The sequence below is a fragment of the Mycolicibacterium psychrotolerans genome (genome assembly GCF_010729305.1).
In the GTDB taxonomy this organism is placed as follows: domain Bacteria; phylum Actinomycetota; class Actinomycetes; order Mycobacteriales; family Mycobacteriaceae; genus Mycobacterium; species Mycobacterium psychrotolerans.
In genome coordinates this window covers 2,153,852-2,174,762 of record NZ_AP022574.1, presented here as the reverse complement: position 1 = coordinate 2,174,762, position 20,911 = coordinate 2,153,852, and the positions used below count along the sequence as shown (strand labels likewise).

Annotated in this window: 23 protein-coding genes; 13 read left to right on the top strand and 10 right to left on the bottom strand. The window is 68.1% G+C overall.

Going from position 1 to position 20,911, the window contains the following annotated elements:
• The first annotated feature begins 44 nt into the window (after positions 1 to 44).
• Positions 45 to 1,232, top strand: a complete 1,188-nt coding sequence (locus tag G6N45_RS10780) for a lipid-transfer protein (RefSeq protein ID WP_163722177.1) — start codon at positions 45 to 47, stop codon at positions 1,230 to 1,232.
• Between the two features lie 157 nt (positions 1,233 to 1,389).
• Positions 1,390 to 1,698, top strand: a complete 309-nt coding sequence (locus tag G6N45_RS10775) for a hypothetical protein (protein ID WP_163722175.1) — start codon at positions 1,390 to 1,392, stop codon at positions 1,696 to 1,698.
• A 69-nt stretch (positions 1,699 to 1,767) separates the two neighbouring features.
• Here the strand turns inward: G6N45_RS10775 and G6N45_RS10770 are convergent, their stop codons facing one another.
• The gene (locus G6N45_RS10770) at positions 1,768 to 3,162 is read right to left on the bottom strand and encodes a cation:dicarboxylate symporter family transporter (RefSeq protein ID WP_163722173.1); all 1,395 of its coding nucleotides are present in this window, start codon (positions 3,160 to 3,162) and stop codon (positions 1,768 to 1,770) included.
• Positions 3,163 to 3,268: 106 nt separating this feature from the next.
• Here G6N45_RS10770 and G6N45_RS10765 point away from each other — a divergent pair, with 106 nt between their 5' ends.
• Positions 3,269 to 4,831 carry a sensor histidine kinase gene (locus tag G6N45_RS10765; RefSeq protein ID WP_163722170.1) on the top strand — a complete coding sequence of 521 codons (1,563 nt, stop codon included), beginning with the start codon at positions 3,269 to 3,271 and terminating at the stop codon, positions 4,829 to 4,831.
• Positions 4,828 to 5,520: a response regulator gene (locus tag G6N45_RS10760; protein WP_163722169.1), complete on the top strand. Its 693-nt coding sequence runs from the start codon at positions 4,828 to 4,830 to the stop codon at positions 5,518 to 5,520. The genes G6N45_RS10765 and G6N45_RS10760 overlap by 4 nt, the downstream gene beginning before the upstream one ends.
• Positions 5,521 to 5,526: 6 nt before the next feature.
• On the opposite strand, the gene G6N45_RS10755 is transcribed toward G6N45_RS10760, so the two are convergent.
• The 4 genes from G6N45_RS10755 to G6N45_RS10740 form a co-directional block, all read right to left on the bottom strand.
• Positions 5,527 to 6,615 (bottom strand): MmpL3/TtfA transport complex stabilizer, encoded by a 1,089-nt coding sequence (locus G6N45_RS10755; RefSeq protein ID WP_163722167.1) that lies wholly within the window; start codon positions 6,613 to 6,615, stop codon positions 5,527 to 5,529.
• A 408-nt stretch (positions 6,616 to 7,023) separates the two neighbouring features.
• On the bottom strand, positions 7,024 to 7,431 hold the full coding sequence (locus G6N45_RS10750; protein WP_163722166.1) for an STAS domain-containing protein: 408 nt from the start codon (positions 7,429 to 7,431) through the stop codon (positions 7,024 to 7,026).
• Positions 7,432 to 7,455: 24 nt separating this feature from the next.
• Positions 7,456 to 7,695: a microaggregate-binding protein 1 gene (gene mbp1, locus G6N45_RS10745; RefSeq protein ID WP_057147916.1), complete on the bottom strand. Its 240-nt coding sequence runs from the start codon at positions 7,693 to 7,695 to the stop codon at positions 7,456 to 7,458.
• Between the two features lie 110 nt (positions 7,696 to 7,805).
• On the bottom strand, positions 7,806 to 8,144 hold the full coding sequence (locus G6N45_RS10740) for an STAS domain-containing protein (RefSeq protein WP_163722164.1): 339 nt from the start codon (positions 8,142 to 8,144) through the stop codon (positions 7,806 to 7,808).
• 283 nt (positions 8,145 to 8,427) lie between these two features.
• Here G6N45_RS10740 and G6N45_RS10735 point away from each other — a divergent pair, with 283 nt between their 5' ends.
• From G6N45_RS10735 to G6N45_RS10720, 4 genes are all read left to right on the top strand, one after another.
• Positions 8,428 to 8,736, top strand: coding sequence for a hypothetical protein (locus tag G6N45_RS10735; protein ID WP_163722162.1), 309 nt, complete (start codon positions 8,428 to 8,430; stop codon positions 8,734 to 8,736).
• 82 nt (positions 8,737 to 8,818) lie between these two features.
• Positions 8,819 to 10,153 (top strand): MFS transporter, encoded by a 1,335-nt coding sequence (locus G6N45_RS10730; RefSeq protein WP_163722160.1) that lies wholly within the window; start codon positions 8,819 to 8,821, stop codon positions 10,151 to 10,153.
• Positions 10,154 to 10,303: 150 nt separating this feature from the next.
• Positions 10,304 to 10,603 carry a hypothetical protein gene (locus tag G6N45_RS10725; protein ID WP_163722158.1) on the top strand — a complete coding sequence of 100 codons (300 nt, stop codon included), beginning with the start codon at positions 10,304 to 10,306 and terminating at the stop codon, positions 10,601 to 10,603.
• A gap of 128 nt (positions 10,604 to 10,731) precedes the next feature.
• Positions 10,732 to 10,971: a hypothetical protein gene (locus tag G6N45_RS10720; protein ID WP_057147911.1), complete on the top strand. Its 240-nt coding sequence runs from the start codon at positions 10,732 to 10,734 to the stop codon at positions 10,969 to 10,971.
• A gap of 3 nt (positions 10,972 to 10,974) precedes the next feature.
• Here G6N45_RS10720 and G6N45_RS10715 read toward each other — a convergent pair whose 3' ends face one another.
• Entirely contained in the window at positions 10,975 to 11,718 is a 744-nt protein-coding gene (locus G6N45_RS10715; RefSeq protein ID WP_163728200.1) for a TMEM165/GDT1 family protein, read from the bottom strand.
• 384 nt (positions 11,719 to 12,102) lie between these two features.
• Between G6N45_RS10715 and G6N45_RS10710 the strand changes: the two genes are divergently transcribed.
• Both G6N45_RS10710 and G6N45_RS10705 read left to right on the top strand, forming a co-directional pair.
• Entirely contained in the window at positions 12,103 to 13,461 is a 1,359-nt protein-coding gene (locus G6N45_RS10710) for a flavin monoamine oxidase family protein (RefSeq protein WP_163722157.1), read from the top strand.
• Between the two features lie 86 nt (positions 13,462 to 13,547).
• Positions 13,548 to 13,703, top strand: a complete 156-nt coding sequence (locus G6N45_RS10705) for a hypothetical protein (protein WP_162260412.1) — start codon at positions 13,548 to 13,550, stop codon at positions 13,701 to 13,703.
• Between the two features lie 6 nt (positions 13,704 to 13,709).
• Here G6N45_RS10705 and G6N45_RS10700 read toward each other — a convergent pair whose 3' ends face one another.
• A complete protein-coding gene (locus G6N45_RS10700) occupies positions 13,710 to 15,068 on the bottom strand; it encodes a wax ester/triacylglycerol synthase domain-containing protein (protein ID WP_163722155.1) in 1,359 nt (452 codons plus the stop codon).
• A 413-nt stretch (positions 15,069 to 15,481) separates the two neighbouring features.
• On the opposite strand from G6N45_RS10700, the gene G6N45_RS10695 reads away from it, so the two are divergent.
• Complete coding sequence (locus tag G6N45_RS10695) at positions 15,482 to 15,781, top strand: DUF732 domain-containing protein (RefSeq protein WP_163722154.1); 300 nt, start codon at positions 15,482 to 15,484, stop codon at positions 15,779 to 15,781.
• On the opposite strand, the gene G6N45_RS10690 is transcribed toward G6N45_RS10695, so the two are convergent.
• On the bottom strand, positions 15,766 to 17,088 hold the full coding sequence (locus G6N45_RS10690; protein WP_163722152.1) for a H(+)/Cl(-) exchange transporter ClcA: 1,323 nt from the start codon (positions 17,086 to 17,088) through the stop codon (positions 15,766 to 15,768). The two genes, G6N45_RS10695 and G6N45_RS10690, sit on opposite strands and share 16 nt — an antisense overlap.
• A gap of 73 nt (positions 17,089 to 17,161) precedes the next feature.
• Between G6N45_RS10690 and G6N45_RS10685 the strand changes: the two genes are divergently transcribed.
• Positions 17,162 to 17,935, top strand: coding sequence for a DUF427 domain-containing protein (locus G6N45_RS10685; protein WP_246229063.1), 774 nt, complete (start codon positions 17,162 to 17,164; stop codon positions 17,933 to 17,935).
• On the top strand, positions 17,935 to 18,726 hold the full coding sequence (locus G6N45_RS10680; protein WP_163722148.1) for a M15 family metallopeptidase: 792 nt from the start codon (positions 17,935 to 17,937) through the stop codon (positions 18,724 to 18,726). Before G6N45_RS10685 ends, G6N45_RS10680 begins: the two co-directional genes overlap by 1 nt.
• 107 nt (positions 18,727 to 18,833) lie before the next feature.
• Here the strand turns inward: G6N45_RS10680 and G6N45_RS10675 are convergent, their stop codons facing one another.
• Positions 18,834 to 20,360 (bottom strand): PE-PPE domain-containing protein, encoded by a 1,527-nt coding sequence (locus tag G6N45_RS10675; RefSeq protein ID WP_246228946.1) that lies wholly within the window; start codon positions 20,358 to 20,360, stop codon positions 18,834 to 18,836.
• 120 nt (positions 20,361 to 20,480) lie between these two features.
• Entirely contained in the window at positions 20,481 to 20,903 is a 423-nt protein-coding gene (locus G6N45_RS10670) for a nitroreductase family deazaflavin-dependent oxidoreductase (RefSeq protein WP_163722145.1), read from the bottom strand.
• Between the last annotated feature and the right edge of the window lie 8 nt (positions 20,904 to 20,911).

Here is a 20,911-nt window from a genome sequence, read left to right as displayed (position 1 = left end):
ACCAGCGCACGCTGGGTCGGGCGCGATTAGGGAAGGGATGGCAGATGAAGCGAGTGTTCGTCGTCGGCGTCGGGATGACCAAGTTCGAGAAGCCGGGCCGCCGGGAAGGCTGGGACTATCCCGAAATGGCGCGGGAATCCGGCACCAAGGCGCTCGAGGACGCCGGTGTCGCCTACTCCTTGATCGAGCAAGGCTATGTCGGCTACTGCTCGGGGGACTCCACCTCGGGCCAGCGCGCCCTCTACGAGCTGGGCATGACGGGGATCCCGATCGTCAACGTCAACAACAACTGCTCGACCGGATCCACCGCCCTGTATCTGGGCGCGCAGTCGATTCGCGGCGGGCTGGCCGACTGCGTGCTGGCGCTGGGCTTCGAGAAGATGCAGCCCGGCTCGCTCGGCGGCGGCGCCGAGGACCGGGAATCGCCTTTGAAGCGACACATCTTGGCGCTCAACGAGATCGACGCCATGCAGTTCCCGGTGGCGCCGTGGATGTTCGGCGCCGCCGGCCGCGAGCACATGCGCAGATATGGAAGCACTGCTGAACATTTCGCAAAGATCGGCTACAAGAACCACAAGCATTCGGTGAACAATCCGTATGCCCAGTTCCAGGACGAGTACAGCCTCGACGACATCCTGGCGGCGAAGATGATTTCCGACCCGCTGACCAAGCTGCAGTGCTCGCCGACGTCGGACGGATCGGCGGCCGTGGTGCTCGCGAGCGAGGACTTCGTGGCGCGGCACGACCTGGCCGAGCGGGCGGTCGAGATCGTCGGGCAGGCGATGACCACCGACTTCGCGTCCACGTTCGACGGCAGCGCGGCCAACATCATCGGCTACGACATGAATGTGCAAGCGGCACAGAAGGTGTACGACCAGTCGGGGCTGGGTCCGCAGGACTTCCAGGTGATCGAGCTGCACGACTGCTTCTCGGCCAACGAGTTGCTGCTCTACGAGGCCCTCGGGCTGTGTGGGCCCGGCGAAGCACCCAAGCTGATCGACGACGAGGACACCACCTACGGCGGACGCTGGGTGGTCAACCCGTCGGGCGGGCTGATCTCCAAGGGGCATCCGCTGGGCGCGACGGGTCTGGCCCAGTGCAGCGAGTTGACGTGGCAGTTGCGCGGTGACGCGGACAAGCGTCAGGTCGACGGTGTCACCGCCGCGCTGCAGCACAACATCGGGCTGGGCGGGGCGGCGGTGGTGACGGCCTACCAGCGCGCGCAGCGGTGAGGCTTCTTCCGCCGAGCAGACGCGAACTCCTACGGAATCGGCGGGAATTGCCTGATTTCGTGTCTGCTCGCCGGAGGAATGTGAACCGTGGCCGCCCGCGAAACGTGTCACTGTCGGCAAGCGATATACCCAGCGGCCGGGGTGACGGAGGTAGACCATGCGATGGGCATGGATGGCGGTGGCGGCGGCACTCGGGGTCGTGCTGAGCCCGGCGGGCCAGGCGGCCGCCGAGGACCAGAACCCGCTGATCGTGATCGAACAACTGCGCAGCGCGGGCTACACGGTCAACATCGACCGCGTGGGCAGTGCTCCGCTCGAGGACTGCACGGTGCTGAGCGTGCGCAACCCGCAGCAGGTGACGCAGCCGGTGCGCGTGGTCGACCGGGACGGTCGGCACCGCGACGTCGACATCGTCGATGTGGTTGTACACCAGTCGATCTCGGTCTCCCTCGACTGCTCGCACTGAGTTCGGGTCTGCTCGCACACGAGAAAAGTCCCGGCCGAAGGGGACCCGGCCGGGACTTTCCTGCACGCTCTACACCGCGGCAGGGAACTTCTCCTGCTGCGGCTCCTGAACGCGCGAGCCGTGATCATCGTCGAGCATGGTCAGCTCGTCGAACGGGTCCCGTCCGGCCAGCACCGCGTCGACCTTGACCTTGTCCACGGTGCGCGTCCACGACCCGACCAGCAGCGTGGCCACCGCATTGCCCGAGAAGTTGGTCAGCGCGCGGGCCTCGGACATGAACCGGTCGATGCCGACGATCAGTCCCACGCCGTCGAGCAGGTCGGGCCGGTGGGCCTGCAGACCGCCGGCCAGGGTCGCCAGCCCGGCACCGGTCACCCCGGCCGCGCCCTTGGAGGCGACGATCATGAAGACCAGCAGCCCGATCTGTTCGGTCAGCGACAACGGGTCGCCCAGCGCGCCGGCGATGAACAGCGACGCCATCGTCAGGTAGATCGCGGTGCCGTCCAGGTTGAACGAGTAGCCGGTGGGCACGACCACGCCGACGGTCGAGCGGTCGACACCGAGGTGCTCCATCTTGGCGATCAGCCGGGGCAGCGCCGACTCCGACGAGGACGTCGACACGATCAGCAGGTACTCGCGGGCCAGGTAGCGCACCAGCTTGAAGATCGACACCCCCGACGCCATGCGCAGCAGCGCACCGAGCACACCGAAGACGAAGATCGCGCAGGTGATGTAGAAGCCGACCATCAACGTCAACAGCTGACCCACCGCGGCCCAGCCGGTCTGGCCGACGACGTTGGCGATCGCGCCGAACGCACCTATCGGCGCCAGCCACAGAATCATCACCAGGACCTTGAACACCAGCTTCTGCAGATGCTCGATACCGCGCAGGATCGGCTGACCCGCCGACCCGAGGCCCTGGATCGCGAAGCCGACGAGCAGGGCGATGAACAGCGCCTGCAGCACACTGCCTTCGGTCAATGCCGAGAACAGCGACGTCGGGATGACGCCCTGCACGAAGTCCATCAGGCCGCCGGCCTCGTGCGCCTTGTCGGCGAGTTCGACGCCCTTGCCCGCGGCGCTCTCGGACAGGTGGAGCCCCGTTCCGGGGTGCAGCAGGTTGCCGACGACGAGGCCGATCGCCAGCGCGAACGTCGACATCACGAGGAAGTACACGAACGCCAGCCCGCCGACCTTGCCTACGGTGGCCGCCTTGCGGACCGATCCGATGCCGAGCACGATCGTGCAGAAGATGACCGGCGCGATCATCATCTTGATCAGCGCCACGAACATCGTGCCGAGCACGCCGACGCTCTTGCCCACCTCTGGCGCCAGGATGCCGACCCCGACACCGGCGAGCACCGCGACGATGACGGCGATGTAGAGCCAGTGGGTGCGGTCGCGCCGCTTGGGCGCTGACGTCGGCCCCGGCTCGCGAGCCGACCTGTCCATCGTGGTGTTCATGTGCTTCCTCCAGAGTCGACGTGACGAAGTGGTCTGAAAGGATGGTCGGTGAGCGCGTGAGCCAGGTCACGTTTTAGTGCATTTCGTTCAGAGGAGGCGCGGCGCAATGGGGAGGATCCGGGCGGCGTGGCCGCGGTCCCTGGCCGGCCAGGCGATCGCGCTGCAGGTGCTCGTGATCGCGCTGATCGTCGCGGCAGGCAGCGCGCTCGCCCTGATCGACGCCCGCCGCGACGGCGACGCCGCCGCCCGGGAACAAGTGGTCGGCATCGCCACCTCGCTGGCCGACGCGCCGTCGACGGCGGCCGCGATCGAATCGGGCCGGGCCACCGAAATCCTGCAGCCCGTCACCGAGACCGTGCGCACGCACACCGACATCGCGTTCATCACGATCATGGCGCCGGACCGGACCCGGTTCACCCACACCGACCCGGCCCAGATCGGCGGCGCCTACCTGGGCACCATCGAGCCGGCGCTGCGCGGCGAGACGTTCACCGAGACCTACACCGGCACGTTGGGCCCGTCGATCCGTGCGGTGGCACCGGTGCGCGATTCGTCGGGCCGGATCGTCGGCCTGGTGGCGGCGGGCATCCTGCAGAAGAGCCTGGCCGAACGGTGGCGCTCACAATGGCCGGTGATCGCGGCCGTCGGCGCCGGCGCCCTCGCGGTGTCGCTGGTCGGGGTGTGGGGCATCCGCCGCCGCCTGCTGCGGCAGACCCGCGGGTTGCGGCCCGACGAGTTGCGGGTGATGTACGACCATCACGACGCGATCCTGCATTCGGTGTCCGAGGGCCTGATCGTGCTCGACCGCGACGGTGTGGCCGTGGTCAACGACGAGGCGCGCCGGCTGCTCTCGCTGCCGGCCGGCGACGTGGACCGCGCGGATCTGCCGGAGTTCCTGCAGTCCTTCAACCCCGGCGCGCGCGACGAGGTCCATGTCACCGACGACCGGGTGCTGGTGGTCAACCGCTCGCCGGTGTCATCGGCCGGAAGGTCGTCGGAGGTGGTCACGATCCGCGACCGAACCGAATTGCAGGGCGCGCTGGGTGAATTGAACTCCCTGAAGGTGCTCACCGACTCGCTGCGATCCCAGGCCCACGAGGCGGCCAACAAGTTGCACACCATCGTGACCATGGTCGAGATGGGTCGCGCCGACGAAGCGGTCCGGTTCGCCACCGCGGAACTCGAACTGTCCCAACAACTCGTCGACCGGCTCTCCACCGCGGTCGGCGAACCGGCGCTCGTCGCACTGCTTCTGGGCAAGACCGCGCAGGCCGACGAACGGGGTATCGAGCTGACCGTCACCGAGGAAACCCATCTGCCGGCCGGCGACGGGCACGTGCTCTCCGGTTCGGAGATGGTCACCGTGCTCGGCAATCTGATCGACAACGCGATGGACGCCTGCGACAAGACCGATCCGTGGGTGGAGGTGACCGTGAGCCAGAGCGACACCCGTCTGCTCATCCGGGTGGCCGACAGCGGAGAAGGTATGGACCCCACAACGTTCGAGAAAGCCATGCGGCGCGGGTATTCGACGAAGTCGGGCAGCGACGCCGAGCAGCACGGCCTTGGGCTGGCGCTGGTGGCTCAGGTGGTCAAGCGGCACGGCGGCCTGCTCACCGCCGACGTGTCGTACGGCTCTGTGGTGACCGTGACGGTGGCGTCCCCGTGATCCGGGTGCTCATCGTCGAGGACGAGCCGCTGATCGCCGACGCGCATCAGACGTATCTTGGCCGCCTGCAAGGATTTTCGGTCGCGGCGGTGGCGCACACGGCGCGTGACGCCATGCGGGCGGCCTCGGAGGCGGCGGCGTCGGACGCCCCGATCGACCTGGTGTTGCTCGACATCGGCCTGCCGGACGCCAACGGTATCGCGCTGGCCTCGGCGCTGTCGGGCCTGCGGCCGGCTCCCGACATCATCACGATCACCTCGGAGCGCGACCTGGAGATGGTCCGCGCGGCAGTCGGTCACGGCGCGCTGGCCTATCTGTTGAAGCCGTTCACGTTCGCCGCGTTCCGGGATCGCCTCGAGCGCTACGCCCGCTACCGCGAGGCGCTACCGGCGGGGACCGACGCGGCCAGCCAGGCCGAGGTCGACCGGGCACTGTCCGAACTGCGGATCGGCCCGTACCGCACCACCGCGCCGAAGGGCGTCGCGCCCGGCACCAACGACGAAATCGCCCGGGCGGTGCGGGATTCCGGTGACAACGGCGTCAACGCAGACGACGTCGCCAAGCAGATCGGAGTGTCCCGCGTGACGGCCTGGCGCTATCTCGAGCGGCTCGCCGACGAGGGCACGGTGCGCCGGCACACCGACTACGGCAAGGCCGGCCGGCCGAAGATCCGCTACCAGTGGCGTTGAGCGCCCTCAGACCGTGACGGGCTGGCGCGACCGCGGGACGGCCAGCGCGATCGGGTCGGTCGCGAGCAACTGGGAGTACAGGATCCCGATGGTCGACTCGACCGAGAACACGCTGACACGCCCGGAGTAGTCCGCGATGAAGAGCCGGCTGCCGTCGGCGGACGGCGCCACACACGACGGCCGAGCGGCGACGGTCAGCGCGTCGACGACCTCGAGGCTCACCGTGCACACCACGATGACGCGGTCGTAGTCGACGACGTACGCGCGCGCCTCGTCGGGGCTCAGCGCCAGCTGCGTCGGCGCACCGCCGACGACCACCGTGTCGGTCACCGTGGCGACGGACAGGTCGATGATGTGCACCGCGCCGCCGACGGCACGATCGGAGGTCAGCGCGTACAGGGTGTCGCCGGCGGACGCGAGGTCACGCAGGGGGGACCCGACCGGAACGACGTGCTGCACACGGGTGGTCTCGGCGTCGACGATGACCAGCTGGCTGCCGCGGTCGTCGGTCACGGCCACGAAGAGCCGCCGGCCGCGAGGGTCCATCGCCAGGGCGTCGATGTTGGCCGCCGGCCCCCGGCCGATATCGATGGTTCCGGCGCGCTCCGCGGTGACGTCGATGACGGTGACCTCGACGTGGTCACCGCTCGTGCGGCCCGCGTAGACCCGCTTGCCGTCGGGGCTGACCGTCAGCGCGGTGACTCCGGAGGCCACGGGGAACGTCGCGGTCACCTGTCCGGCTTCGAGGTCCACCACGGCGATCGCGTCCTGGTTGGCCGACGCGGTGCTCACGTAGGCGCGGTCGTCGGAGACCACGATGGCCGTCGGCTCGCCCCCGAGCGCCACCACGGCGCGCTCGGCGAGGGTGGCCGGATCGAGAAGTGTGACCGTGTCGTCGGCCGGGGCGGCCACCGCGACGGCGCCGGATCCGGCGGCGAGGTCGCCCACCGGGCCTCGACCCATCACGATCTCGCGCTCGAGCACCACGTCGGCCGCCACAGCGTCCACGAGGGCATCGTCGGTCACAGCAACCTCACGGGACACACCCGCGGTGTCCTTACGCATCCGCCCCGTAGGCATCACGAAGTTAGCCATCTGTAGATCTCACCTCCGCCGGGAAGAATGTCCCCGGGATCGATTTCGTCCGTCAGCAACCCTCGCGGGCGCGGTCTGAGCCGAGTCTAACGACGGGAAATCAAGGTCAGAGGTGCCAAAGGTCCCCAGCTGCCCCGGGCGGGCCAGGACTCTCAGTGCACCCTTAAGATTCTCTTCGTTACTCAGTTGTTATCTCGAGATGGCAATTCGAAAACCAGCGGTGAACAGCGCGTGACGACCGGCCCGCAACCGCCGCGCGAGAATGTGACGGATTCGGCCGAAACACCGGTTCTTATGTTTGGCGGTGAAAGTGAGCGCCAAATCACAGCGTGACAGGCCAGCAAAGTGGGCCCCTGGACCCCCGACGCGACATGCGGAATTCGCTGAAACCGTCCCGCGGCGTCCGCGTCACGCCGGCTCCACGCCCCTGAGAATCGGGACGACCGCCTGCGGAATCAGGCCTTCGGGGTCGCACAGCTGCAGGACGCGGGCGACGGCAGGACTGCCGACCACACACCAGGCGACGTCCTCGCGCGAGAAATGGGCACTGATGGCGTACAGCGCCGATGCGCCGTCGAAGGCCATGAAGGGCACGCCGGTCAGATCGACGATCACCGCCCGGGAGGCGCCCGCGGCCTCGCGGACCGCGTGCGCGAAGTGCTTGGCGTTGGCCGCGTCCACCTCGCCGGCGACCGCGACCGTCGCCTCCTTCTCCCGCCCGCGACCCCGCGTCCGGCACGCGACAGTCAGCGACGTCGAAGCGACGCAGAAGCTTCGACCCCTCGCTGACCTGCTGTGAATGGACGTGACGGTCATGGCACGGAAATCACGGCGCCCAGCCTACGACTGCTCGGCCTTCTGCCGCTCCTCGTTGGCCTTCGCCGCGGCGCGGGCACTCTCGGCCTCGGCCTCCTTCTGGGCGGCCTCGCGCTGCGCGTCGGCCTTGTCCTGCTGAGCCTCGCCCTCACGCTGCAGGTCGTCGCGGCCCGTCACCACGCCGACGACCTCTTTGGCCTTGCCTTTGGCGCCCTCGACGACACCCTTGATGGCTTCTTCGGGCCCGGAATTGTTGTCACCCACGGGAGCGCTCCCTCTGCAGTCTTCTGCCCGGGGACGACGCCGGCCGATCCGGGGAGCGGCCCGGCCGCTCAGCGATGCGTCTGTTCCCGAAGCCGCGGGATCTCAAACATTCAATCCGCGAAGTTCGTCAGCGCGACCTCGAGCGAGGAGAACATCTCGATGTAGTCGGAGATGCCCGTGATCGTCAGCGGCCGGCTGGTCGCCGGCCCGTCGGCCACAACCGCGAACCGCGTCTCGGGCGCGAGCTGTTTGCGCGTGGTCATCAGCACCTGCATGCCCGCCGATCCGAGGAACTCCACCTGGGTCATGTCCAGGATCAAGCCGGCGGGCCGCCGGTCCGCCGCCGCTGTCATCGCGTCCTGTAGAGCGGGAGCGGTCAGCATGTCGACGGCACCGGATGCGGCGACGACGAGCACGCCGTCGAGCTGGTGTTCGGTGAATTGCTGCACGTCGGAGAGCCTCGTCTCGTCCCGTCCCGCCGGGGGTCGGGTATGTCGGAAGGCTGCAGTCTGAACCTGAGAAGATGCGGCGTCGGGAGCGACGACCGGGTACAGGTTATCGGAGTGCCGGCGTGGGCGCGCGTGCCAACCTCGTGGGCCCGCGGATTCGGCGCTCGCTGACACCGCGGCGGCGGAATTCTTCTCTTTCGGGCGCGCGTTGAACCGATCGGCCCGCACCACCGTGTCATCGGTTGTGACCGCTCAACGAGCCCTCAACACAAGGAGTTTCCGGATGAAGACTTTCGTGGCCGCCGGCCTGCTGCCCTTCGGTGCGCTGGTGGCGTTCGCCGTGCCGGCGCACGCCGCACCGAACGCCGACGCCGGCGGCAACGCCGTGGCGACCATCAACCAGCTCAAGGCCTCCGGCGCCGACGTGCGCGTCAACCGCATCGGGAGCGGCCCGCTGGACGAGTGTGAGGTCACGAACGTCAACAGCTTCTCCAGCCCGGCGCAGATCATCCCGATCGACGACGACGACATCAACGTCTTCACCACCTTCCCGCAACGGAAGGTGACCGTCACGCTGAACTGCTCCCGTTGACCCAGCCGCCGGCACGGCCGGGCGGTGGCTAGGTTGGGAGCCCATGACGCAGTCGGTGCCATCCCCCTCGTTCCCGAGGGGGATGGCACTGCTGGTTGCGGGCGCGTTCTTCATGGAGATCCTGGATGCCAGCATCATCGCACCCGCGATCCCGGCCATCGCAACGTCTTTCGGGGTGGCCGCCGTCGACGTGAACGTCGCGATCTCGGCCTACCTGGTGACGGTCGCGGTGCTGATCCCGTGCAGCGGATGGCTGGCCGACCGGTTCGGCATCCGTCCGGTGTTCGTCACCGCGATCGCGGTGTTCACCGTCGCCTCACTTGGGTGTGCGCTCAGCACGTCGCTTCCGATGTTGGTCGGCATGCGGGTGGCGCAGGGCATCGGTGGCGCGCTGATGGTCCCCGTCGGCAGGCTGGCGGTGCTGCGTTTCAGCGCCAAGACCGACCTCGTACGGGCGATCGCGCTGCTGACGTGGCCGGCGCTCACCGCGCCCGTGCTGGCTCCCGCCCTCGGTGGCGCCATCGCCACGCTTGGATCCTGGCGGTGGATCTTCTTCGTCAACCTCCCGATCGGGCTGGTGGGATTTGTGTTGGCGCTCAGACTGATCCGCGGTGAACCCGCCGCCCCGCCGGTGCGGCCTTTCGACTGGCGTGGGTTGCTCCTCCTCGGCGGGGGTATCGGCGCGACGCTCATCGCCGTGGAACAGGTGCGGGCCAGCGGAACGTCGTGGCCCGCGGTGGCCGCCGGTGTGCTCGTGGGATCGGTGTGCCTGGCGATCTCCGGTCGGCACCTGCGTCGCAGTCCGTCACCTCTCATCCGGCCGGCAGTGCTGCGGGTACGGACACTGCGCGTCTCGGTGACCGGCGGCTCGGTGTACCGGCTGGTCGTCACCGCCGTTCCGTTCCTGTTGCCGCTGCTGTTCCAACTCGAATTCGGCTGGTCGCCGTTCGCGGCGGGTCTGATGGTCACCGCGTTGTTCCTGGGCAACCTGACCATCAAGCCGGTCACCACGCCGCTGATGCGCCGATGGGGCATCAAGCGCGTCCTGCTCGTCACCGGGATCGTCTCCGTGGCCTGGTTCGGAATGCTGGCCGTCCTCCGGCCGGGGATGCCGGTCGCGGTGATGGTGCTGATCCTGTACGTCAGCGGAGCCCTGCGCTCGATCGGCTTCACCGCCTACGCCAGCCTCGCGTTCGCCGACGTCGACGGTGAGGAGCTCACGCACGCGAACACACTCAACGCCGCGGTGCAGGAGCTCGCCGCGGGCCTGGGCATCGCCGTGGCCGCCCTGATGCTGACGGTTCTGACGTCCTTCGCCTGGACATTCGTGGTGCTCGGCGCGGTGCTGGCCCTCTCGCTGGTCGAGACTGCGCGGCTGCCCGGCGACGCCGGGGCGCATGTGACCGGTGGCACATGAATCATGCTGTTGCCGTTCCGAATTCGATTCGTGACCGGATGCAAAGCGCGCACCCAGGCTGTGCACATCGCTCACCCAAGCCGCGCCCCTAGCGTCGTCGCTCGTGTGGCGGAATGCCCCACACGACACAGATGACGAACGGAGCGACACATGACATTCACCCGTACGCTGGGCGCCTCGGCGATCGCCGGTGGAATCGCACTCGCGGGTCTTCTCTCCGCCGGGTCAGGGATCGCCGGCGCCGAACCCGGTGGGCCGTGTGGCCGGCCGGGCACCCCGGCCTGCCAGCCGGCTCCGCAGCCGAACGGCGACTGGCAGCACCGCGGTATCGACCAGGGCCGTCAGGACCATCAGCCGTTCCAGTACAACGGCCAGCAGGTACGGCCGCTGCCGGCCGGTAACGGCGACGGCTGGGGCTTCTGGTTCCTGGGCCGCTGGATTCGCCTATAGGAACGGCGCACGGGCGGGGCCTTCCGGGGCCTCGCCCGCAGCGCCGTCCGTATCGCCGCGCGAACTGGCCGCGCGCGCCTACCGCACAAGTCTCGACCTTCACTTTAGCCTTGGGGGCCGTGACCACAATGCTGGAACCGTCGCTGGCGGAACTGGATTTCGAGCCCGACATCCTGTGCACCTGCCGACGCTTCTGCGGGCCCCTGGCGCATCCTGCGCAGTGGTGGGTCACGCTGTCCTGCGGCTGCCCGTACCCGATGTGTCAACGAGCGCTGCGAATCGCCAACGTACGTCTGAAGGTTCGCCCGTTGACGTGCCGGCAGTGCGAGACCGGGCAGATCGCGATCCGCTCGGTCGCACCGATCTGACGGTCAGTCCCGCACGCCCGTCGAGCCCTGCGGCACCGGCTCCGACGCGTGGGCCGGCACGTGGCGGACGGACCGCAGCACGGACGGGCGCAGCCGCTCGGGCAGCGCACGCAGCGTCGCGCCCAGCACGGCCACGATCGCCACGGCGCAGCCGGCGACCAACAGCACCGGAGCGGCAGGGAAGACGTTCTCGATCACCATGAACGCGCCGAAGAGCACGAACAGTCCGGCGGCCCCGATCTGGATGAACCGCTCGGGGAGGTGCTTGCCCGCCACGGCGCCCACCAGGATGGCGAGTGCGTCGGCGGCGACCATGCCGATGGTCGAACCGATCCAAACCCCCAACCAGTCGTTGTCCGCGGCCAGCGTGATGGTGGCGAGCATGGTCTTGTCGCCGAGCTCGGCGAGCATGAACGCCGAGGTCACGACGAAGAACGCGGGGGCGGTGGCACGCTGGACACGCGAGGCCTCATCGTCGCTGAGCGAGTCACCGCGCAGGGTCCACAGCCCGAAGAACACGAACATCGCGCCGGCCAGCAGGCCCAGGAGATGGGTGGGCAGCGCCGCGCCGAGGTAGTGCCCGATCGCGACGGACAGCACGTGTACCGCGGTGGTCGCTGCGAGGATTGCGGTCAGCACCACCCACCAGCGATACCGCAGTGCGAACATCATCGCCATCAACTGGCTCTTGTCGCCCAGCTCGGCCACGAAGATCACGGCGAAGCTCAACAGCAAGGCGGCGATCACCAACGACTCCTCGGTCAGGTGGCTGCCGTTCGGAGGTGGGTACATGCCGCCTCCGGCCGACAACCGAAACGGTCTGTGCGGCCGAAGGTCTCGCCCACCGGAGAAGAATCCGGTTCGGATGGCCGGGCCGACGCGGGTACCGCGCCGGCCAGTATGTCGACCATTCGATTGGGGGCTACTCCCCTTCGCTTCGGTCAGCCTACCCCGCGTCTTCCCCGGTGTGCAACTTGTGCGAATCGAAAGCGCCTGTCCGGCAATAAGTTTGACAGCTCTATCGAAAGGTTTCGGGAACCCTGATCCGTCAGTGACCCAACGGGAACTGTTGACGCCCCGCCTGGTCAGGCGTAGGCAGAATGTCTCATCCCGTCGAGGTGGGAGACGCTCATGGGGGACGCGGATTACATCGTCATCGGCGCGGGGTTCGCCGGCCTCACCGCCGCGTTGCGACTCACCCAGGCCGGACATTCGGTGCTCGTCATGGAGGCGCGGGACCGGCCGGGAGGCCGCACCTTCACCGAAGTAGGGGTCGACAACAGCTACATCGACCACGGCGGCACCTGGATCGGTCCGGGCCAGGACCGGATTCATGGGCTGATGGCCGAATTCGGCGTCCCGTCGTACAAGCAGTACGTCGACGGGGAGTCGATGATGCTCGTCGACGGCAAGATCTACCGTTACGGCGGCACGATTCCCTGGTCCATGCGCCCGTGGGTGTCGGGTAACCTCGCCACCGCGTTTCTGGAACTGCGCAGGATGTGCGCGTCGATCCCCGTGGAAGCGCCGTGGGAAGCGGCCAGGGCGAGGCGATGGGACGCGACGACGCTCGCGCAGTGGCTGGAGCGCCATGTACCGGTTCGGCGGGCGCGGAGTCTGCTCGAGATGGCGCTCGCGGGTTCCTACACGTCGGCGGCCACGGAGCTCTCCCTGTTGTTCGTGGTGTACCAGCTGGCCAGCGCGGGCGGACCGGATTTCGTGCTGGGGGTGGAGGGCGCAGCCGAGGACGCGCGCCCGGTCGGGGGTATGGGCGCGCTGTACCACCAGATGGCCGCCCGCGTGGCCGACGGACTTTGCCTGCGCGCCCCCGCCCGATCGATCAGTCAGGATCGCGCGGGCGTCACCGTGCGGTGCGACGGCCGGGAGGTTCGGGGGTCCCGGGTCATCGTCTCGGTACCGATAGCCATCGCCGGGCAGATCATCTACGAGCCGGCGCTTCCGGCGGACCGGTCCCTGCTGCACCAGCGGATGCCCTCGGGCGCGGTCCTCAAATGCCACGCCCTCTACGACGAACCGTTCTGGCGCGCCGACGGCCTCACCGGGCAGTCGGCAGCACCCGAGACCGCCGCCGCGGTCACCATCGACGCGGGTATGCACCAGGGCGGGCCCGGAGTGCTGGCCATCGTGAACGAGGGCCCGACAGCCCGCAGGCTGACCAGGATGGCTCCGGCCGACCGGGAAGCCGCCATCACCGAAGCGCTGGCGCACCGCTTCGGACCGAATGCCCTTGTCCCCGAGCGTTTCACGCAGCAGGACTGGACGGTGGAGCGGTACTCCGGCGGAGGGATGATCAGCCATGCGCCACCGGGTGTACTGACCGAGTTCGGGCATGCGCTTCGACCACCCTGCGGGCGTATCCACTGGGCAGGCACCGAGACGTCGGCGGTGATGTACGGCTTCGTCGACGGAGCTGTCCGCTCAGGCGAGCGCGCGGCACGCGAAGTGCTCGCCGCCGACGCCGTGGCGTGACCTCGATAAGCGTGCGTGGTGTCTCCGCCACGAGAAGCCATGGTGTCGGGGTTTGGATCTGCAGCCAACGGAGAAAACTGGACACCGTGGAACAGAACAACACGCCGCCGCCCACGCCCGAGGACGCGACGAAGGCCAGCGACGAACAGCGGGAGCTTCAGGACAAGCTCGACCATCAGAACGACGACCCCGACGCGCCCGCCGGCTGGCAGACCCGCAACGAGATTCCCGACGAGAACTGACCGGCGTCAGTCCGCGGCCAGCGCGAGTACCTCGTCGAAGCCGGCCCGCAGGCACTCGGTGAACAGGTCGACATCGGGGATCGCCCCGGTGTCGACGTCGATGCCCAGCGCGCAGGTGTCGACGTAGGTCAGCAGCGTGACGTTGACGGCCGAGCCGATCGTCGGCCCGAACGCATACTGCATCTGCACGTTCGCCCCGCCCAGCGTGACGGGTACCGGGATCCCCGGCACGTCGCTGGCCAGGAAGTCCACGTGCCGCAGGATCGAGCCGATGTACCAGCGCGGCATCCGGTTGAGGAATCCGGCGATCAGCTGGGTGTGGGGCAGCGACTTCTCGTGACGCACCTGGTCGGTTCTCTCGTGGATCTGCCGGATGCGCTGTCCGGGGTCGCTGACGCCGACCGGAACGTCGAACCGCATCAGCGTGATCCGGTTCCCGCCGGGTGCGTCGTCATCGGCCCGCAGGCTGATCGGCATCGTCAGGTGCAGATCACCGACGGCGACATCGTGTTTCTCGTGGTAGATGCGCAGGCCTCCGGCCACCCCCGCGACGAACGCGTCGTTGAGGGCGCCTCCGCTGCGGTGGGCCGCCTCCCGCAACGGCGGCATCGGGATCTCGAGCACGTCGAGGCGGCGCGTGAGTGTCCGCCGCTTCATCAGCGGCGAGCCCGTCTGGTTCACGGGCCGCACTACGCGGTAGACCGACGAGGCCATCTCGGCGGCAGAGCCCAGGGTCTGCACCGGGTGCCGGATTCCGTCGTAGACCAGCCGCGGCACCTGGGTCGCCACCCCCGCAAGGGCTCCCCCGACCAGCCCGGCGCTGTAGCGCGCCGCGTCCCTGTACTCGCCGAACAGCGGCTGGCGCGCCACCTCGCCGGCGGCGTCGGACTGCGGCGGAAGGTCGGTGAGCCCGAACAGCGCCATCGCGATCTGCACTCCGCCCACCCCGTCGGTCAGCGCGTGGTGGAACGTGCAGACCACGGCGGCCCCACCGTCGGAGAGACCCTCGATCAACGTGATCTTCCACAGCGGCCGGGCCCGGTCGAAGTCCTCCATCTGCGCCAGCCGGGCCAGTTCCAGAACACTGTCGAACGATCCCGTCCCGGGGGCGCCGATGCGGCGCATGTGGAAGTCGAGATCGAATTCGTCGCAGTCCTGCCAGCGCGGCGGCGCCGGCGGGGGTGACTCCACCACCTTCTGCCGGAACATCGGCAATTCGCCGCTGAGCCGGAGAAACCGTTCACGGACGTCGTCCCAGTCCGGCGTCCGGTCCAGGCGGAGGACCGTGACCACTGTCGACCTCAGTCGTGGATCGCTTTCCATCGACCAGGTGAACGCGTCGCTGCTGCGCATGAATTCATTCATTGTGTGCTCCCGCTCACCAACCTAGGGCCGTCCGGTGCCCGATCACATGGGCCGCGACACAGTGAGGACCTTGTTCCCTCCAGCTGGCGACCGAGGTCCTCTTCGCCGCCGTGGGTCCCGGAGGCGCTGGCGAATTTCGTCGCACGGAATGCCCATTCCTCCTCAGGAGCATCGACAACGGAAACGGACATCCATTCATGGCCATTCAACGAATCGGCAGTGACCATTCCCCCGCCGGCCTCCCTGGAGCTGTGGTCAGCACGAACCGGCCGTTTCCGCGAATGACACCATTGTCATTCGCTGCCTTGCCTTTTCGCGCTGAACGAAGTCCCGGCGGATTTTCGGAAAATAACGACTGCGTCACGACGGGCGGCGTAATGTCGCGCCGTCAGCAAATTCACAGGAGGTGCGCCATGCGCGGCACAGTAATCATGTCAGCGGCCGTCGCCGCCGCCGGTCTGGCCACCGCACTGGCGGCCCCGGCCATCGCGGACCCGAGCGACGACGTCTTCATCACCGTGCTCGAGAACGAAGGCATCCCGTTCTCCAGCGAGGAGAACGCGATCAATCTCGCGTCGGCGGTCTGCGACTACGTCGGCGCCGGGCAGGCGCCCGAGCAAGTGGCGGTCGAGATCAGCGAGCCCGCCGGCTGGACGGTCGAGCAGAGCGGGTTCTTCGTCGGCGCGGCCACCCAGACCTACTGCCCGTCCTGATCTTTCGGCGCGCCGCCGGCTGAGCTTTCCGGCATCATGCGCTCGCGCAGGCTGTCGTAGATCGGCGGGGACCCGACCAGTTGCGCGGCCAGCACCGCGGCGGCGGTGGCGCCCAGCATCGGCACGGTCACGGATGTCGTGGCGGTCATCTCGATGACGATGACCATGCCCGTCACCGGCGCGCGGACCGTCGCCGAGAAGAACGCGGCCATCCCGACGATGGCCATCGGGATCGCGAGTGATGTCGCGTCGTGGGGCCACACGAGGTCGAAGACGCCGACGAACAGCACGCCCCACAGCGCCCCGACAGCGAGCAGCGGCGCGAACAGGCCCCCGGGCAGCGCGGCCGAGTAGCACAGCGGACCGGCGACGAAGCGGATCGCAAGGTAGCCCCCGACGAGTGCGAGCACCAGGGTGTGACCGCCCAGCAGCAGCTGGGTGAGGGTCTGGCCATCGCCGACCGACAGCGGTACCACGAAGCTCGCCAGCCCGACGAGAGCTCCGATCGCCGTCGCCTTGACGATGGCCGGGATACGCGCGGCAGCGGTGACGTGGTCGAGGAACCACAGCACCGTCTGGTTGTAGACCGCACCGAGCAGGCCTGTCAGCACCCCGAAGACCAGGAACAGCGGCAGCCAAGCCAGCGCGGGAGCGGCCATCGTCGCGACCGCGAAGTCGGGGTGATTGCCCAGGATCAGCCGGGTGCAGCCGACGGCGGTGGCCGACGCCAGCGTGGTGGCCAGCACCATCTGCATGCGGAACTCTCTGGTCACCTCTTCGACGGCGAACAGAACCCCCGCGATCGGCGCGTTGAAGGCGACGGCCAGGCCGGCGCCGCCCACCGCGGTCTGCATCATCCGGATGTCGGTGTCACTGAGACGCGCGCGCCGGGCGGCCTGCGCGCCGATGGCGGCACCCATGTGCACGGTCGGACCTTCGCGGCCGAGCACGAGTCCGGACCCGATCGCGAGCACGCCGCCGACGAACTTCGCGAGCACCAGTCCGATCAGCGGTGGGCGCGCGCGGCCGCGGTACACCGCCTCGACGTGCTGGATACCGCTGCCCGCCGCCAGCGGCTGCCAGCGCACGATCAGGGCGGCCAGGCCCGCTCCGGCGGCCGCGGCGGCCGCCGGAATCAACCAGGCGGGGCCAGGTAGTTGATGGGCCCAGTCGACCAGGTCCAGGCGGAGCCGTTCGGCGGTCTGCAGGCACCACCGGAACGCGCCGCCGATGAAACCGATGACGACTCCGGCGACGATCGCGGTCACCGCGATGACGAGCGAGCCGCGCGCGGTCACGGGATGCATTCTCCTTCGCCGCTGGGACAGCCGGGCATACAGTTTCGCAGATCGGCACACGAAGAGGAGACCGACGGTGAGCTTGGACGCCGCACCACCACCGGACTATCCGCAGCCCGCCGCCACGCGCGGCCGGGTGGAACCGGTACCGCGGCGGGTACGCGGATTCCTCGGCGGCCAAACGGTGTTCGACACCACCGCGGCGCGGTACGTCTGGGAGCTGCCGTACTACCCGCAGTACTACGTCCCGCTCTCCGATGTCGCGGCCGGCTTCCTGGTCGACGAGAACCATCCGCAGCGGGTGCAACTCGGCCCGTCGCGCACCTTCGCACTCACCGGCGCCGGGCACACCATCCCCTCGGCTGCGCGGGTGTTCGACGACGGTGACGGCCCGGTCGCCGGCCTGGTGCGGTTCGCCTGGGAGGCCCTGGACTGGTTCGAGGAGGACGAACCGATCTACGGCCATCCCCGCAACCCGTACGCAAGGGTCGACGCGCTGCGGTCCCATCGCCACGTCGCGGTCGCGATCGGCGGTGTCACGGTGGCCGACACCCACAGCCCCGTGCTGTTGTTCGAAACAGGCTTGCCCACAAGGTATTACATCGACCGGACCGACATCTCCTTCGAGTTGCTGCACCCGTCGGTGACGCAGACGCTGTGCCCGTACAAAGGCGTCACCTCCGGCTACTGGTCGGCCGAGGTGAACGGCACGGCGCACAAGGACATCGCCTGGACCTATCACACGCCGCTGCCCGCGGTGGCCCCGATCGCGAACCTGGTGGCGTTCTACAACGAGAAGGTGGATCTCACCGTGGACGGAGCACCGTTGCCGCGCGCGCGAACACACTTCAGCTGATGCTCAACCGAATGGCGGGCGCACTCGCCGTCTGCGCGCTCCTCACAGCTGGCGCGGCTGTGCCACCGGCATCGGCTGAACCCGATCCCGCGGCGCACCCTGACCTCGTCTCGCTCACCGACGTCGATCCGTCGATCTCCCTCGACATCCGGTATGCCACCGAGCACAACTTCACCGGCCACCGGGTCGACGGCTACGAGGCACCGATGTGCCTTCTGGCCCGCCCGGCGGCCGAGGCGCTGCGCGACGCACAGCGAGACTTCCTCGGCCGCGGATACTCGCTGAAGGTGTACGACTGCTACCGCCCGCAACGTGCGGTCGACGACTTCGTCGCATGGGCGCGTGATCTGGCCGATCAACAGATGAAGCCGGAGTTCTACCCGCGGGTGGACAAAGCCCGCTTGTTCGCCGACGGTTACATCGCCGAGAAGTCGGGCCACAGCAGGGCTAGCACGGTCGATCTCACACTGGTCGCGCTTCCCACCCGCCCCGAACCGGATTATGTCGCCGGGGAACCGCTGGTCGATTGTGCTGCCCCTGCTGGACAGCGTTTCGCCGACACCAGCATCGACATGGGCACCGGATACGACTGCTTCGACACGCTGGCTCACACCCTGGATCCGCGCGTGCAGGGCAGCCAGCTGGACAATCGCCTGCTGCTCAAGACCGGGCTCGAACAGCACGGGTTCGAAAATTACGACAAGGAGTGGTGGCACTTCACGCTCACTCCGGAGGCCTACCCCGACACCTCGTTCGATGTCCCCGTCGCGCCATCGTCGGCGCAGCGCTGAACCGAACCGGCAAACTCGCCCGCCAAGGCCGCCGGAGCGCGACACTGGTCAGATGACCGCACCGGAGCGGTCGGTAGGACAGGGGAATACTGCCTCCTTCCAGTAGCTCATGCGGCGGCGTCTGCCGCGTCCGTGTCGGCCGGCGACGAGGTCGACTCGGACGTCCGAATGTCGCGCTCCACGTCGGTGGCCGCGTCGTGGTCGCTCGACGTTGCCTCGTGCTCGCTCCACGTTGTTTTGTGCTCGTCGGTAGTCGCCGGTTTCTTCTCGTCCGTATCGTCAGCGGCTGGTTCATCGATCGACCGATGCGTCGATGTCGCGTGCTCTGCCACGAGCGGCGACTCGCCGGCGTCCACAGCGGGGGTGTCGTTGAGGTCCCCGTCGGTCTGTTCCAGGTCAACTGGGACCCGTTCGGCGTCCGCGGACTGCGCGCGTTCGCTCACAGGCGGCGCCTTGGACGTCCCTGAGGTAGCCGGCTCAAGGTATGGAGTGGGGTCGCCGTAAGGGTCGACCGCGCCGGTGTATACCGGCGGCCCCCCGACTCCATAGGGGGTGGCCGGCTTCACGGTGTGGAACGGCCTGCAGCCGGGATCACCAGTGATGTAGCTGATCGCGTCGTCCCACCCCGTCGGCATCGCCATGATGAAGCTCTTCGCCGCGCGAAACAGATTTGGAACGTAGCGGTACTGCGCCGGGGTCGGTCGCCCCGGGTTGATGGTGCGGTCATAGCCGGTTTCGACGAGAACCCGGATCGCTGGATCAAGCGCGATCGCCAGCGGCTTGCCGACCAGTGGGATCCATGTCAACGGCGTCAGTAGCGGGGCGACCGCCGTGGGGACCAAATAGTAAGTGGTGTCCTGGTACTGACCCTGCAGTTGAGGCGCTCCAACGTCGAAGTAGTTCCCGTGCACCAGAACGGTGCCCATGAGCGCATTGGCGTCGGACAGCAGGTTCAGCGGATTGGTGGGGAAATCGGCCCAGCCGTCGTACTGACGGGCGATGTCCACCGTCGTCAACGGTGCCGTCTGCGGCGAGAAAGTCGGCGTGGCTCCGCTGAACGTCACGCCGAGAATCGGGATGTACGCACCGACGAAGCGCTCAAGGATCCCCCCGTTGGGCCGACTGGGATTGGCCAGCATCATGAAGGTGACTGTTGCTGCGAGGGGATGAGCGATGAGCAGCAGCTTTTGCTTGCTGGCGATCGTAGAGCTCTCCGAGTAGTCGAAAATCACCGACGAGGGGCCCGTTACCGTCTGCGACACGGTCTCGGTGTACGGGAAGAATGTCACGGTACAAACGGCTCCGCGAATACAGTCGTCGAGGTTGGCTTGACCGACCGCTACGGACTCGTCGAACGTCATGTCGAAGATGCCGGTCACAAACCTGAACTGTTCCGGAGTGTAGACGGCGACAAGCGAGCACGATGGGCCACACAGCCCGCTGGGCAGGAGGTAGTCGGCTGCCGCCGCGCCGACGTAGCCTTTGATGAACGTGGGAGTGTCCTCCGGGACGCTCAGCGGGTGCGAGTTGCCACCCATGATGAGCGCGGTGCCCGCGGTCGCCGACGCTGACGTGACGATCGAGGCCAGCCCACATAGCACGGCGACGGCGACAGCGAACAGCGTCGTTGCCATTGAACGCGTACCTCGTCGCATCGTGCGAGTGTGGCGGACGAGTCGCTCGATGCTTAGAGACTTTGGTCCTCAGCGCTGCCACCGGGACGGTTCACCGCGCCGGTGGCTACTCCGTGGTGGCTATTCCACGATGAAGACCGGGATCTGCCGATCGGTCTTCGTCTGGTACTCCGCATACGGCGGGTAGTTCTCGACCGCGAGTCCCCACCAGTGCTCCCGCTCTTCACCGGAGAGCTCGCGGGCGGTCATGGTCTTCACCTGCTCACCGTCCTGCACGGTGACGGTGGGGTTGATCTTGACGTTGTGGTACCACGACGGGTGCTTCGGATCGCCGCCCTTGGAGGCGATCATGGCGTATTTGCCGTTCTCCTCCACGCGCATCAGCGGCACGTAGCGCTTCTGGCCGGACTTGGCCCCGGTGGTGGTGAACAGGACCACGGGACGGTCGTACACCTGCACGCCATCGGTGGTGCCCTGCGCCAGGATGCGTTCGGTCTGCTCGCGGACCCAATCGGTGGGGCTCAGCTGCGGTTGCTCGGTCACGCCCTCAG

Bases quoted from the DNA above. Each gene is read 5' to 3' on its own strand.
- G6N45_RS10675 (WP_246228946.1), bottom strand. From the start codon at position 20,360: ATGGCAACGACGCTGTTCGCTGTCGCCGTCGCCGTGCTATGTGGGCTG.
- G6N45_RS10695 (WP_163722154.1), top strand. From the start codon at position 15,482: ATGCGCGGCACAGTAATCATGTCAGCGGCCGTCGCCGCCGCCGGTCTG.
- G6N45_RS10680 (WP_163722148.1), top strand. From the start codon at position 17,935: ATGCTCAACCGAATGGCGGGCGCACTCGCCGTCTGCGCGCTCCTCACA.
- G6N45_RS10720 (WP_057147911.1), top strand. From the start codon at position 10,732: ATGCTGGAACCGTCGCTGGCGGAACTGGATTTCGAGCCCGACATCCTG.
- G6N45_RS10765 (WP_163722170.1), top strand. From the start codon at position 3,269: ATGGGGAGGATCCGGGCGGCGTGGCCGCGGTCCCTGGCCGGCCAGGCG.
- G6N45_RS10730 (WP_163722160.1), top strand. From the start codon at position 8,819: ATGGCACTGCTGGTTGCGGGCGCGTTCTTCATGGAGATCCTGGATGCC.
- G6N45_RS10770 (WP_163722173.1), bottom strand. From the start codon at position 3,162: ATGAACACCACGATGGACAGGTCGGCTCGCGAGCCGGGGCCGACGTCA.
- G6N45_RS10690 (WP_163722152.1), bottom strand. From the start codon at position 17,088: ATGCATCCCGTGACCGCGCGCGGCTCGCTCGTCATCGCGGTGACCGCG.
- G6N45_RS10725 (WP_163722158.1), top strand. From the start codon at position 10,304: ATGACATTCACCCGTACGCTGGGCGCCTCGGCGATCGCCGGTGGAATC.
- G6N45_RS10780 (WP_163722177.1), top strand. From the start codon at position 45: ATGAAGCGAGTGTTCGTCGTCGGCGTCGGGATGACCAAGTTCGAGAAG.
- G6N45_RS10755 (WP_163722167.1), bottom strand. From the start codon at position 6,615: ATGGCTAACTTCGTGATGCCTACGGGGCGGATGCGTAAGGACACCGCG.
- G6N45_RS10700 (WP_163722155.1), bottom strand. From the start codon at position 15,068: ATGAATGAATTCATGCGCAGCAGCGACGCGTTCACCTGGTCGATGGAA.
- G6N45_RS10775 (WP_163722175.1), top strand. From the start codon at position 1,390: ATGCGATGGGCATGGATGGCGGTGGCGGCGGCACTCGGGGTCGTGCTG.
- G6N45_RS10750 (WP_163722166.1), bottom strand. From the start codon at position 7,431: ATGACCGTCACGTCCATTCACAGCAGGTCAGCGAGGGGTCGAAGCTTC.
- G6N45_RS10710 (WP_163722157.1), top strand. From the start codon at position 12,103: ATGGGGGACGCGGATTACATCGTCATCGGCGCGGGGTTCGCCGGCCTC.
- G6N45_RS10735 (WP_163722162.1), top strand. From the start codon at position 8,428: ATGAAGACTTTCGTGGCCGCCGGCCTGCTGCCCTTCGGTGCGCTGGTG.